Raw genomic sequence first — 13,077 nt, 5'->3', positions numbered from 1 at the left:
TTAAGCATACGGATGCGAGGGCTAGGAACTAAGTAAGTTCCTGGCTTTTTTACTTGACCGACGCGAACACTTGTTCGATAATGGTGATGAATAAGTTAATTTAAAGGTGGCAATTAACAGATGGATTATCGAAAGGAACCCCGGGGCGTGTTTTTTCTGATTGATAATAAATCCTTTTACGCCAGCGTGGAGGCGGTTCAGCGGGGGCTTAACCCACTAAGGGCGGTGATGGTGGTAATGTCGGAACAAGCTAATACTAACGGAGGATTAGTGTTGGCAACTTCCCCGATGGCTAAAAAACTGTTTAATTTGCACGCAAACGTCTCTCGCCAACGGGATTTGCCTAATACGAAGCAGTTGTTAGTAGTTCCGCCGCGGATGAACCTCTACATTCAAAAGAATCTGCAAATTAACAATATTTTTCGGCAGTTTGTCGCTGATGAAGATTTGTTGCCATATTCAATTGATGAATCAATTTTAGACGTTACCCGTTCGTGGCGATTATTTGGCCGAACTCCGCGGGAAGTTGCCCAAAAAATCCAACGCACCGTTTGTGAGCAACTGGGGCTCTACACCACGATTGGAATTGGGGATAACCCAGTGCAAGCAAAGTTAGCGCTTGATCTTTACGCGAAAAAAAGTCCCGCGCTAATTGGCGAGATTCATTATGAAAGCGTGGCTCAAAAAATTTGGCCAATTACTAACTTAACGGAAGTTTGGGGAATCGGTAAACGCACTGAACGGCGGTTGAATCGGTTAGGAATCAATACAATGGCAGAACTTGCTCACGCCAATCCCTTTAAGCTAAAAGAAGCGTTAGGAATTATTGGCTGGCAACTTTACGCCACCGCGTGGGGGATTGACCGTAGTAAATTACAACAGCCGATTCAGCCTAAGGATAGTAGTGTGGGGAATTCGCAGGTTTTACCCCGCGATTATTGTCAACAGTTAGAAATTGAGACGGTAATCAAGGAAATTGGAGAACAAGTAGCAGCCCGGTTACGCCATCGCCAAAAGCAGACCCGGTGCATTTCATTAGGGATTGGTTTTTCCTACGCGGCCAGCGTTGAGGATGGACGGGGCGGTTTTCACGTGGCCCAAAAAATTACGCCTACTAACGAAAATTTTGCGCTTACGCATGTCCTGATTCAGCTTTTTCGAGAAAATTGGCAAGGAGAAGCGGTGCGAAATATTGCCGTTTATGCAAGTAAATTAGCTCCCGCAACTGGCCAGCAACTAGATTTATTTCACCCAGCTACCCAGCAGATTAAGTATTACGATATCGAAAAAGCCGTGGACAAAATTCGCCAGCAGTATGGTTTTAAAGCGCTAGTATACGCACGAAGTAAAACTCCGGGGGCTACGGCGATTAACCGTGCCGGCTTGGTAGGAGGCCATAATGGCGGAAACGCGTACGAATAGTTTAATTACGGTTCTTTAGGAGAAAATTATAATGCGATACGATCGATTTACGGAAGCGGATGTACAAGAATTTTTTGATTATTATTACGTTGACCGGGGCATCATTAAATGGCAGGGATACTATTTATCTGACCATTTAAATGCGTTGAAAAGGGATGCTGAACAGCGAACGGCAAAACTACAATGGGATGAAAAACACTATGGGATCGGAGAAGAACCAGGGAAGGGGTCGTAAAAAAAGAACGTCCCGAGGAGGACGTTCAGCGGTTAGAAAGAAAAGATAACTCGATATATTTTTTGAGTGCGGAGAAGCATTAAAAAATACAAGCGAATTCGCAACTTTATGTTGCAACATTATAATAAGACAAATTGAGATTAGGTGCGTCTCAATTTTTTTAGTTTTTGAGCTAAAATTACAAAAAAGATGATAATGATATAAGGGATAACTTTTATTTAAGGTATATCATTTTCGCCTGGAGATAAATGGGATTCTGAAACGAATATTTGTAAGGCGTAATAAATTAAATGTGTAACAACGTTATCAAAAATTTAAACTTTATTTTGGCAAAAGTAAAACCGCAATGAGTCTGCACGACTACATTGCGGATGAAAACATTGCAGCAGTAGTAGAAGTTTATCTTCACGTTGGCTGACATGAATCACGGCATATGGGGAATACCTAACTTCGGACAAGACTACTGCAATGATGTTTAAAATATAATTGCTAAATTTATAGTTAGTTATCAATAAGGATAATGCAACTAATTGATAGTGAACTGATATTTAATCGATTAACTCAGACATCTTTAAAAAAGATTTCTAAAGGTACGTTAAAATGCTCATGAATCAATTTGACTTCAGAGAGCTTAAATTCACTTGCGCCGTTTAACTTACGGTTCAGGGTGGTCCGACCAATGCCTAAAAAATTTGCGACCGTTTCCTGTTTAATTTGATTTTCTTTTAGATAAGCTAAGACGCCGCGAAAATCCCGGTAGTTATCACACAAAAAAATCACCATCCAATTAGTTCGATTTTTTATTCCTTTTAAAGATTCCTCTTGTGGGATTATAACCCTAAAAGGGTCTCCTTAGCAATGCTTTGTACTCTATTCGGTATAAATGTACTAGAATTAATACATCTAGTAGTAAGGAGGATTTACCTTTGATTTTTGGAACTATACTGAAAAATGCACGAAAGCAACGAAATCTGTCACAAATCGAGTTGATTCGTAGTATTCATGATGAGTATGGAATTGACATATCAACTAGTATGCTTTCTCGTTATGAAGATGAATTAACTCCAGTACCGCGACGAATGTCAATTGAAGCGCTATTTGCATTGGCAGTTTATTTAGACTTGGATTTAAACGAATTAGCACGTGAAGAAATTAAACAAATCAGCAGTAAAAAACACCATTAACAAAGCTAGGACAACCTCCTGATTTGTTAATGGTGAATTAGTATAGAGAATAATGGTATATCGGGTAGTTTACGAGTGCTAACTGAAAACTAGTAATTAGGGCTGAATTTAGCATAATTACTGTTCCAGATAAGCAGGATAAACTAATTTTTAACGTACCTGTTGAACCTATTTTAAAATCAACAAATTTAAAATGCTTTTCGAGAATTTTTAAGTTCTTGAAAAGCATTTTTTAGTCTATTTTTGTTAGGAAGGCGTAGGGGCTTAATTATCGCGATCAGTTGAGTAATGCTCGTCTTGGTGTTGTTTAGCGAGGTCCACACTACGGTAATAGTGCGCAGTCAGCCACATGCCGGCCCCGCCAGCTTGAGTAAGGACGGTGAACGGCTGTCCGCCATCTTTTTCGGTACTAGTATAAAAGTACGTGCCGTCTCCAGCACCTTGATACCAGCCGCGGACGTTGACTACTTGCGAAACTTTGCTAGGGTCGTCAAATAAACTTTCAGAAGGGCTGTTTAACCCTCCGGCACCCCAATCGGTTTTGGCAGGATCGGGTTTTCCGCCGCCATTCAATACTTTCATGTCGGCTGCGGTGCGGGACGCTCCGTCGTAGGTCGGGGTTTTCACGCCGTCCGTATTAAGGAGGTTACCAGTAACGACTAATTTTTCGATTTTGCCATCGTCATCAGCAGAATACCAAGTTCCCTGCATCCATTGTGGAAAAACAAACTTAACGTAATGGTGCGTAGGAGCTACCGCTTTTTTAGAAGATGAGGACTTATTTGGCAACGCTACTTGCTGGCCCGCAACAATCTTAGCGAATCCTTGCCTAAGCGTCTGATTCTCAGTAGTGGTGAAGTGGGTAAGGTTGTCTGGCATTCCCTGATTTTGGGAAGTGTGGTACACGACGGGTTTGCCATCTTTAATGGCGAACAGGTAAACGTGACCGCCTAAGGTACCTTGTCCGGGATCTTCATATACTGCTACGACATTAACGCGATAATGTCCCTTCCCAGTGGGTGCCCATCCGGCAGAAAGCTTTTGATCGTCAAAAGCAGTGCGTCGCTGTTTGAGATCGTCAGGGTAATGCAATCCGGCGTAAGTGGTGTTATGCCCAGGAGTACAAGCAGTATAACTTTGATCCATCGTTTGACCGAAGGATTCCATAAAGCTGCTAAGTTGTTCAGCTTTCCGTGGATCCCACAGCGCGCTTGGGGTTGCTTTGTGGGTGGTTGAGCGTGCTTGACTCGATTTAGTGAGGTCCGTTGCGGTATTTTGGTGCACGGACGATGATGAAGAATTAGAATTTCCGCAGGCGGTTAGTAATAAGGCTCCCATTCCAATACTAGCTAACCAGCCGAAAGTTCGTTTTAAATTCTGCAAAATTACTCCTCCAAACTGAATAATTGTTTACAGTTTATAGTGTACCTTAATTAATGAGGTTTAGATACAGTTGATAGTCTACCGGCGTCCGCAATTGTAAGTTAGCTTTAACAATTGGCTTTTCGTGTCCATTGATTATCCGGGTCTGTTGTTCTAAAGACTGAAAATCAAAATCTACCAGGCCGAGATAGTAGAAATCCGCACCTTCGTCCTCACTTTTCTTTACGAAGAGGGGAAAAGCGATGGTTTGTTGCCGATTTCCCTTAAGAAGGTGGACCACTTCTTTAGAATCTAACTTACGAGGCGTTTTGGTGAACCAGCTTAACGTCTGGGTATCGTAGAAAACGTTTTGGTGGCGAGCAGCAACCGGAGACTGGGGACGTTTTTGGTAAATGACAAAAAGCGGACAACTTCCTTGATTAGCTTTGTAGCCGTAAATCGCGGAAGATTGGTCTTTAGGCCAGCCTAATAAGCGGTTGACGTGTCGGCGGGTGTAACGTTGGTTGCGGGTGAACTTCGTTTGTTGGTCGTATCGTTTACTATTCCACATGCCAACTTGTAAGGCATCGTCAACCAAGTTTTTAAAGTACGGATTTTGCTGATATTGTGCCCAGAGCTCATCGTTAAGCTGATAGTAACCATCTTGCAGAGTAACCCAAGCTGTTTGCCCGTATTTAACTTGATCACGAGGCTGAAAATAACTTAAATCGAGATGGTTGTTTACCGACTGCAAAGTTGCTGGATCAGTATAAGTTCCCAGTTCGTGAAGTCGGCTGACCAACGCTTGCTTAGCGTACCGGGGCTGCTTAAACAACTGTTGTAGTAAAACTAGTTCATGAATGCGCATGCCGTTTAAAAATTCCCGCGAAATTAGGCGTAAAAAGGCGTCTGCTGACTTAGTAAGTGGCTGTTCGTCATGCATTTTAATCAAAAACTGCTGATAGTTTTCGTACTTATCGACTAAAACTTGACCATCTACCGAGCCGAATTTTTGAAAATCGGCTAATCGGGGCACGCGGCCCAATTTATTTTTCAATGCTTGATAGGCCTCACGTAAGGTTGCCAACAGGGTGAGATTACTATGGTTGATCGACTGATAGATCCGTTCCTTAGCAATTCGACTAAAGTTAATGGAAGACAACCCGATGGTTTGATTGGTGGCAATTTGCTGCCGAAGCCGATTTTTATTCAGGGATTGGTCACCAGTCAACGCAATTGGAATTAAGTAGTTGTTTTTGTAATTACCAATAAAGTCAATAATCGTTACGAAAGATTTTTCCGGAGCTTTTCTTAAGCCACGTCCGAGTTGTTGAATGAAGATGATGCTGGATTCGGTATTGCGTAGCATAATCACTTGGTTAACCTTCGGAATGTCGACCCCTTCATTAAAAATGTCGACGGTAACTAAATATTCTAATTCACCCTTTTCAAATCGCCGAATGATTTTTTCACGCTCGCTTACCGAGGTGTTTCCGGTCAAAGCGCGGGTGGGATGCCCCTTTGCCGTCATGATTTGAGCGACCTCCACGGCTTCAGCCTGACGACTACAAAAAATTAAGCCATAGACTCTTTCTCCATCGTGACCATAGTAATCAATTTGTTCAGCCACGTAGTCCATTCGTTCTTGAGCGAGTAAATGGCGTAACGGAGTTTTTTCGTCAATTAACTGACCCTGGTATTCGTAATCGGTAATTCCTACGTAATGAAATTGGCTGAGCATATCGGATTCAATGGCAGCTTGCAAGCGAATTTCATAGGCAATGTGGTAATCAAAAAGCTCGTAAATGTTAAAATCGTCCGTTCGTTCCGGAGTGGCGGTCATCCCTAAAAGAAACTCGGGCTGGAAATGGTCGATCACCTGTTGGTAGGTGGGCGCGCCAGCTTTATGTGCTTCGTCGATCAAAACGTAGTCAAACATATCTGCGGGCAAGGATTGTAAAATTGACTCGCGTGACAAGGTTTGAATGGTAGCAAAAAGATATTTACAGTTGGTATCGTGCTGATTTCCGGAAAGAATTCCGTAATCACTTGCCGGACCGCCAAGTACTTTTCGAAAACTACGTAATGCCTTGCGTAAAATCTGTTCGCGGTGAACGACGAACAAAAATTTACGAGGATTAAAATTCCGTACGTCAAAAGCGCCTAAGTAAGTTTTACCAGTTCCGGTAGCGGAAACGATAAGGCCACGCTTGGCGCCGGATTGCCGTAATTCGGTTAGTGAGGCGAGGGCATCCTTTTGCATGACGTTAGGGGTAATCGAAGTAGTTGGTGACGATGACGGTGTCGATGTTAACCGAGGGGCGGCTTGCTGATAAGCTTTGCGATATTGGCTAAGCCAAATTTCATCAAGCGGACGCGCATTTTGCCAAAGCTGGTCCACTTCGTGATTAATTGTGCGAGCTAGTTGTCCGTGCCGATGCGCAGTTAGTTTAATGTTCCACTCGTAATTTTGTATTAACGCTGCTTCAGTTAGATTAGCGCTCCCGAGGATAAAGGTTTGGTAGCCCTCCGGTTTGTCAAAAAGGTAGGCTTTGGCGTGAAAATTTTGTTGTTGATCAATAATGCGGACTTCCACATTAGGAATCTTCAAAAGTTCCTCGAACACATGGGGATGGTTAAAATATAAATAAGTTGAAGTTAAAATGCGACCAGAAATATTTTGAATAGCTAAATCAGCAAACTGGACCTTTAAATCGGTGAGGACACCGTTTGTAATGAAAGCAACGGCTAAGGTAAACCCAGTACAATTTTGCAACTCTTGTTCTAAATGGAGCTTAAGGTTGACGGCAGTTTGGTTAGTAATTAATTGGGGGAGGTACTCATTTTCAGCAGGCAGCTGGTAATTACTAAGTGCGGCTAAAATTGAATTATTAAAGTTAGGTTCAAGATTCATAAGTGCTCCTTAAAAACGTAGTTTATCAATGTTACATGTATTTTACCGCGCTTTTGGGAAAAGTACCGTTAAATTTAATTTAAATAATCGTTATTTAAAGTGGTTGCGACTGACGGGCAGGTTTTGTAACTTAAGCCAAATTTTGAGTTAGTTAATAGCCAAATTAGTAATTAAAATGGGGAATGTATTTATGTAGACGGTAATTAACTGGACGAGGTAACTAATTTACCCGATCCTCGTCCACGAAGAAAGTTATTAAAGGGTAAATAGTTGCGAGAAACCACCTGCGCTATTAGAGGGACAAAAATTCTACAGGAAGTACGCTATTAAATTTAATTGATCGTTAAGAACCTCCCCGGATTGGTCGTCAGCTCGTGCTATAATATATCCAATCTTTTTCCAACGAGGAGTTTAATTATGCAAAAGCAAAATCATGCACGTAAAATTAGTATTTTAGCTTTATTTGCAGCAATCATTATTATTCAAAATTACGTTCCTTTAGTCGGTTACATTCCAGTGGGGATGCTAGAAATTACGACAATCCACATCACGGTCATCGTAGCGGCAATTCTTTTAGGACCCGTAGATGGAGGTATCGTTGGTGGAATCTGGGGACTAGTTGACTGGTTACGGGCCATTACCGTCACGTCTAGTGCACTAGGTAATGTCGTAATGGTTAATCCGTTGATTTCAATCGTCCCCCGCATCTTAATTGGGGTAATCACCGGGTGGTTAGTCAACTGGTTAATTAAAACCAAACTGCCTCAACAGGTCACATTTATAATCAGTTCCGTGCTTGGCTCATTAGTTAACACGGTGTTAGTGCTGAGTTTGATTTACGTTTTCTATCATAACGGCTCACAAGTCTACGCAGCACTTAATTTAAAGGAGTTAATGCCATACTTATTAACGGTTGCCGGTGTACACGGAATTCCCGAAGCCATTGCTGCTGGAATTATTGCTCCGTTATTAGCTGTACCGCTATTAAAGTATTCTAAAGTCGGGCAGCAACGGTTTAAGCAGTAAAAAGTTATTTTTTGTTTAATCTCGGAGAACCGGACTATTATTTTTAAGGTGCTTCGGTTAAACTAAGTATGTACACTAAAATGGAGGGTCTTGACCACCAGTGGCGAAGAAAAAACGTAGGCGAAAGAATAACTTTTTTTATCAACAGGGACAGTTAAAAGTTTCGTCAATTATTGGGCTGCTTTTAGTGGTATGCTTGGTAGTTGAACTGGGAATGAAGCTCCGAACGGAAGCTACCCAGGTTACGGATAACTTGACCACCACCAGTGCCACCGCACAGCGTCACCAACAGTTTATAAAAACAATTGCGCCATATGCTCAGCAGATGCAGCGGCAATATGGTATTTTGCCGAGCATTACGATGGCTCAGGCAATTCTAGAATCAGACTGGGGACAAAGTACGCTGTCCAAAAAGTTTAATAATTACTACGGAATTAAAGGTGACTCTGATCAGAACAGTCGTTATTTTAAAACGCAGGAATTTGTAAACGGCAAATGGGTCACGGTGGCGGCCCGTTTTAAAGTTTATTCTTCGTGGCAAGAGTCAATGCGTGACCATTCGCTACTACTGGTGAACGGGACTAATTGGAACCCACGGCAATATCAAGCGGTAATTACGGCAAGTGATTATAAGCAAGCTGCCCAAGCGCTGTACGACGCTCAATACGCCACGGATCCGGATTATCCAGCCAAGTTAATTAACTTGATTCAAAAATATAATTTAAATCAATATGATAAATAATAATTCAGGGGGAGTTACGGGATGAAGTTACTTGAAGACAAGATTAGATCAGAAGGAATTGTTTTACCACACAATGTCTTAAAGGTTGATGGCTTCTTAAATCATCAAGTTGATCCACAATTAATGTTTGAAATTGGAAAAGAATTCGCGCGGTTGTTTAAGGACCAAAAGGTAACTAAAATCTTAACCGTAGAATCTTCAGGGATTGCTCCCGCAGTAATGACCGGATTGGCAATGGACGTTCCGGTAATTTTTGCGCGGAAGCACAAAAGTTTAACGTTGAAAGATGACTTATATACGGCGTCAGTTTATTCATATACCAAACAAACCAGCAATCAAATTTCGATTTCCAAACGGTTCATTGATTCTAACGATCGGGTACTAATTATTGACGACTTCTTAGCTAATGGACAAGCCGTGTCTGGTTTATTTGACATTGCGGACGCTGCTAAAATCGACGTGGTGGGCGTCGGAATCGTGATTGAAAAGACCTTCCAAAAGGGAAGTCAAATCATCAAGGATCGCAACGTGCAACTAGAGTCCTTAGCTAAAATTAAGGCGTTAACTGACGATGGTCAAGTTGAATTTGAGTAATTATAGATTGAGGAACAGGCAGGATGATCAAAAGTGGAAAATGAGGTAATTACTTCGAAAAAGATTATTTATCCAGGCGATATGATTGGGATTATCGGCGAAGGGCGTTCCAGTGTTCAATTGGTAACCACCGCTAAGTCGATGGGCTTTAAAGTTTCCGTTTACGTCACGTCGGAGCAAAATGAAGTGGTTCACTATGCGGATAAAAGTTTCGTGGGAAGCTTAAACGATGGGGAAAAACTTCAACGATTTGCGGAACGCTGCAAAATCGTGATGTATGAATCCGAGATGGTCGATATTAAGATCATTAAATACCTACAACAATTTGTTTCCATCCCTCAAGGAACCCAGTTGCTTGAGCTCAACCAAGATCGAATCATTGAAAAGGCCACGATGGAACAACTCGGAATTAAAACGGCACCATACGTTACCATCGTCGATTTGGATGATCTATACGATTCGGTTAATGAGATTGGGTATCCCGGAATTTTACAACCAATCTTGAAAGATCCGTTAAATGAACAAAGCTTGCTGTTGGAAAGTGAAATTGACGTTCCCAAGGCGGCGCCATTGCTCGAACGGGGGACCTATTTACTACAATCATGGCCGGACACTGGTCGTGAAGTTGCGTTAAGCGTAGTGAAGGGCCAAAAACACCGGCAAAAGATGTTCCCAATGGTGGAGAATATCTATCAAAACCATCACTTAAAAGAAACTCGGGTTCCAGTAGATATTGATCCGCGGATTCAAAATAACCTATTGGAACAAGCAACGAAAATCGCCAATTCAATTGAATACGTAGGGGTCTTTTCAATTGTGTTCTACGTCCAAGATGGAGAAATTTACTTAAAACGGTTGATTCCTGGAATTCACCGTTCCCAAAATATCTTTAACTTAGCTTCGAATACAACGGTTTACGAAGAAACCTTGCGGGCCCTCAGTGGGATGGTGATCAGTGATATTCGGCTTCAAGTGCCGACCATCATGTTGAACGTTGCCGAACCGCAAATGCAAAAAATTAAAACACAGTGGTTAATCAAAGATAATTGGCACTTCCATTTCTATCCGCAGGTTAGCGAACACAAGGATGAAAATCACGTGGGCTACGTGTTGGCGGATGGCGACAACGCCAAGCAAATTCAAGAGCAAATTGATAATACAGATGTTTGGTAAAAGTCGCTTTAAAGTCGGTTAATGAACCGGCTTTTTTGCTATAATGGTCTGTGGTTGTTTTTTAGTTACAAATAGAGAGGATTGAACGAATTGCCTGAAAATGATTTATTAAAAGGTCTTAATGATATGCAACAGCAAGCCGTCCAAACAACGGAGGGCCCGTTGCTGATCATGGCGGGTGCTGGTAGTGGAAAGACACGGGTGTTAACGCACCGGGTGGCCTATTTGATTGAAGAAAAGGATGTAAATCCTTGGAACATTTTGGCCATTACCTTTACCAATAAGGCGGCTCGGGAGATGCGTGAACGGGTGGCTAATTTATTGGGCGAAGTGGCATCTGAAATTTGGGTCTCCACTTTCCATGCGTTGTGCGTACGAATTTTACGGCGCGACATTGAACAGATCGGGTACAACCGGGCTTTTTCAATCGCCGACCCTAGTGAACAACGGACGCTGATCAAACACGTACTTGCAGATTTGAATTACGATCCAAAAGTATACGATCCTCGGTCGGTATTGGGAAAGATTTCCAACGCCAAAAACGATTTAATGACTCCGGCGGATTACCAAGAAAATGCAAGTAACCCGCATGATGAGGCGGTTGGTAAGATTTATGACGAATATCAACGACGGTTAAAAGCCAACCAAGCGTTGGACTTTGACGACTTAATCATGCAAACAATTCGGTTGTTTGAACAAAGTCCCGAAACGTTGCAATTTTACCAAAACAAATTCCACTATATTCACGTGGATGAATACCAGGATACTAACCAAGCGCAATACCAACTGGTTACCATGTTGGCAAAAGGTTTTCGGAACCTATGCGTAGTGGGGGATTCTGACCAAAGTATTTACGGTTGGCGGGGTGCCGACATGCAAAATATTTTGAATTTTGAATCTGATTATCCCGACGCGCACACGGTGATGTTGGAACAAAATTACCGTTCTACCCAAAATATTTTGAACGCGGCTAACGACGTGATTGCTAACAACGTGGAACGCAAGCCTAAGCAATTGTGGACGGATAATGCTGAAGGGGCTAAAATTTCGTACTACCGGGGGCAAACCGGCAATGATGAGGTCCATTTCATTGTTCAACAAATTCGCAAGCAAATTGAAGAAAATAATTTTGATTACGGTGATTTTGCAATCCTATACCGGACGAACGCCCAATCCCGGTTGATTGAAGATACCTTCGTGAAGGCCAACATTCCTTATACCATGGTGGGGGGACATAAGTTCTATGACCGCAAGGAAATTCGGGACGTTCTCAGTTACCTCACGTTGATCGCTAACGAAGAGGATTCCATGAGTTTTGAACGGGTAATCAACGAACCCAAACGAGGGATTGGTGCAACTTCAATGGCTAAGCTACAGGCGTTTGCGGACGAAAATAGTTGGTCACTTTTACAAGCGGCGCGCAACGTGCAGATTGCTAACGGAATTGCTCGGCGCACGCGCAACGCGATTGAAGATTTTGCCAAGACAATCGATGCTTTACGGAAGTCCGCCGAATTTCTTTCCATCACGGAATTAACGGAAACTTTACTAGATAAAACCGGCTACCGGGCAGCCTTGGAACAAACCCGAACCATGGAAGCGGAAGCTCGGTTAGAAAATATCAACGAATTCCTCACGGTAACTAAGCAATTTGACGAACAAAACGACGCGGAAGGAACCGAAGTTGCCGATGAAAATGGTGATAACGTTCGCTTAGTGGACTTTTTAGCAGACCTTGCCTTAGTTTCTGACCAAGACGATGTAGAAGAAGAACCATCGGCAGTAACGCTGATGACCTTGCACGCGGCGAAGGGGCTTGAATTCCCCGTAGTCTTCTTAGTAGGAATGGAAGAAGGGGTCTTCCCATTATCTAGGGCGGCTACCGATCCTGACGAACTTGAAGAAGAACGCCGGTTGGCTTACGTGGGAATTACCCGCGCACAAAAGAAGTTATACTTAACGAACGCTTATTCCCGAATGTTATACGGGCGGACGCAAAATAACCCTGCATCTCGCTTTATTGGGGAAATTAGCGCAGAATATTTACAAGACGAAAACGAACAAGTTCAAGGGTTCAGCTCAAGCAGTAGAAATAAATATCCGTTTGATCGGGAACGAAACGCCCGGGCAACTGCTAGTGTTTACGGTACTCAACGTGCTAAAGTATCTACTAACCAAGGTACTGGCGCAGAAAAAGTTAGTTGGGCGGCTGGCGATAAAGTGCAACACAAAGCTTGGGGTGTTGGTACGGTGGTTAAGGTTTCTGGAACTGGCGAAGACGTGGAATTAGACATCGCCTTTAAAGATCAGGGGATTAAGCGTCTATTAGCAGCCTTTGCACCGATTAAGCGGGTTACGGACTAAGCTTAACCTTAGACAAGATGTGATTTATTTTAGCGGTATAATTAGGTATATAACGAAAGTT

General features: G+C 42.6%; 11 protein-coding genes. 8 read left to right on the top strand and 3 right to left on the bottom strand.

Annotated elements, in window-relative coordinates:
• Nucleotides 1-120 precede the first annotated feature (120 nt).
• The gene (locus NL111_RS07525; RefSeq protein ID WP_285110113.1) at nt 121-1,422 is read left to right on the top strand and encodes a Y-family DNA polymerase; all 1,302 of its coding nucleotides are present in this window, start codon (nt 121-123) and stop codon (nt 1,420-1,422) included.
• A gap of 31 nt (nt 1,423-1,453) precedes the next feature.
• Nucleotides 1,454-1,657, top strand: coding sequence for a hypothetical protein (locus NL111_RS07520; RefSeq protein ID WP_002832231.1), 204 nt, complete (start codon nt 1,454-1,456; stop codon nt 1,655-1,657).
• 561 nt (nt 1,658-2,218) lie between these two features.
• Here the strand turns inward: NL111_RS07520 and NL111_RS07515 are convergent.
• Nucleotides 2,219-2,440, bottom strand: a complete 222-nt coding sequence (locus NL111_RS07515) for a helix-turn-helix domain-containing protein (protein WP_002832230.1) — start codon at nt 2,438-2,440, stop codon at nt 2,219-2,221.
• A 143-nt stretch (nt 2,441-2,583) separates the two neighbouring features.
• Here NL111_RS07515 and NL111_RS07510 point away from each other — a divergent pair, with 143 nt between their 5' ends.
• Nucleotides 2,584-2,841 carry a helix-turn-helix domain-containing protein gene (locus NL111_RS07510; RefSeq protein WP_002832229.1) on the top strand — a complete coding sequence of 86 codons (258 nt, stop codon included), beginning with the start codon at nt 2,584-2,586 and terminating at the stop codon, nt 2,839-2,841.
• Nucleotides 2,842-3,105: 264 nt separating this feature from the next.
• Here NL111_RS07510 and NL111_RS07505 read toward each other — a convergent pair whose 3' ends face one another.
• Together NL111_RS07505 and NL111_RS07500 are read right to left on the bottom strand one after the other, a co-directional pair.
• Entirely contained in the window at nt 3,106-4,224 is a 1,119-nt protein-coding gene (locus NL111_RS07505; protein ID WP_036672320.1) for a DUF4767 domain-containing protein, read from the bottom strand.
• Between the two features lie 46 nt (nt 4,225-4,270).
• Nucleotides 4,271-7,117, bottom strand: a complete 2,847-nt coding sequence (locus NL111_RS07500) for a DEAD/DEAH box helicase (RefSeq protein ID WP_285110111.1) — start codon at nt 7,115-7,117, stop codon at nt 4,271-4,273.
• Between the two features lie 417 nt (nt 7,118-7,534).
• On the opposite strand from NL111_RS07500, the gene NL111_RS07495 reads away from it, so the two are divergent.
• The 5 genes from NL111_RS07495 (at nt 7,535) to pcrA (ending at nt 13,016) form a co-directional block, all read left to right on the top strand.
• Nucleotides 7,535-8,143: an ECF transporter S component gene (locus NL111_RS07495; protein WP_004165497.1), complete on the top strand. Its 609-nt coding sequence runs from the start codon at nt 7,535-7,537 to the stop codon at nt 8,141-8,143.
• A 100-nt stretch (nt 8,144-8,243) separates the two neighbouring features.
• Entirely contained in the window at nt 8,244-8,885 is a 642-nt protein-coding gene (locus tag NL111_RS07490; RefSeq protein ID WP_002832222.1) for a glycoside hydrolase family 73 protein, read from the top strand.
• 21 nt (nt 8,886-8,906) lie between these two features.
• Entirely contained in the window at nt 8,907-9,479 is a 573-nt protein-coding gene (locus NL111_RS07485; RefSeq protein ID WP_002832221.1) for a xanthine phosphoribosyltransferase, read from the top strand.
• Nucleotides 9,480-9,512: 33 nt separating this feature from the next.
• Nucleotides 9,513-10,652 (top strand): ATP-grasp domain-containing protein, encoded by a 1,140-nt coding sequence (locus tag NL111_RS07480; RefSeq protein ID WP_285110110.1) that lies wholly within the window; start codon nt 9,513-9,515, stop codon nt 10,650-10,652.
• Nucleotides 10,653-10,742: 90 nt separating this feature from the next.
• The gene (gene pcrA / locus NL111_RS07475; RefSeq protein ID WP_036685151.1) at nt 10,743-13,016 is read left to right on the top strand and encodes a DNA helicase PcrA; all 2,274 of its coding nucleotides are present in this window, start codon (nt 10,743-10,745) and stop codon (nt 13,014-13,016) included.
• The last annotated feature ends 61 nt before the right edge of the window (nt 13,017-13,077 follow it).

This window comes from Pediococcus sp. AC40 (genome assembly GCF_030252485.1).
Taxonomy (GTDB): domain Bacteria; phylum Bacillota; class Bacilli; order Lactobacillales; family Lactobacillaceae; genus Pediococcus; species Pediococcus acidilactici.
This window is presented reverse-complemented; position numbering and strand designations above follow the sequence as displayed.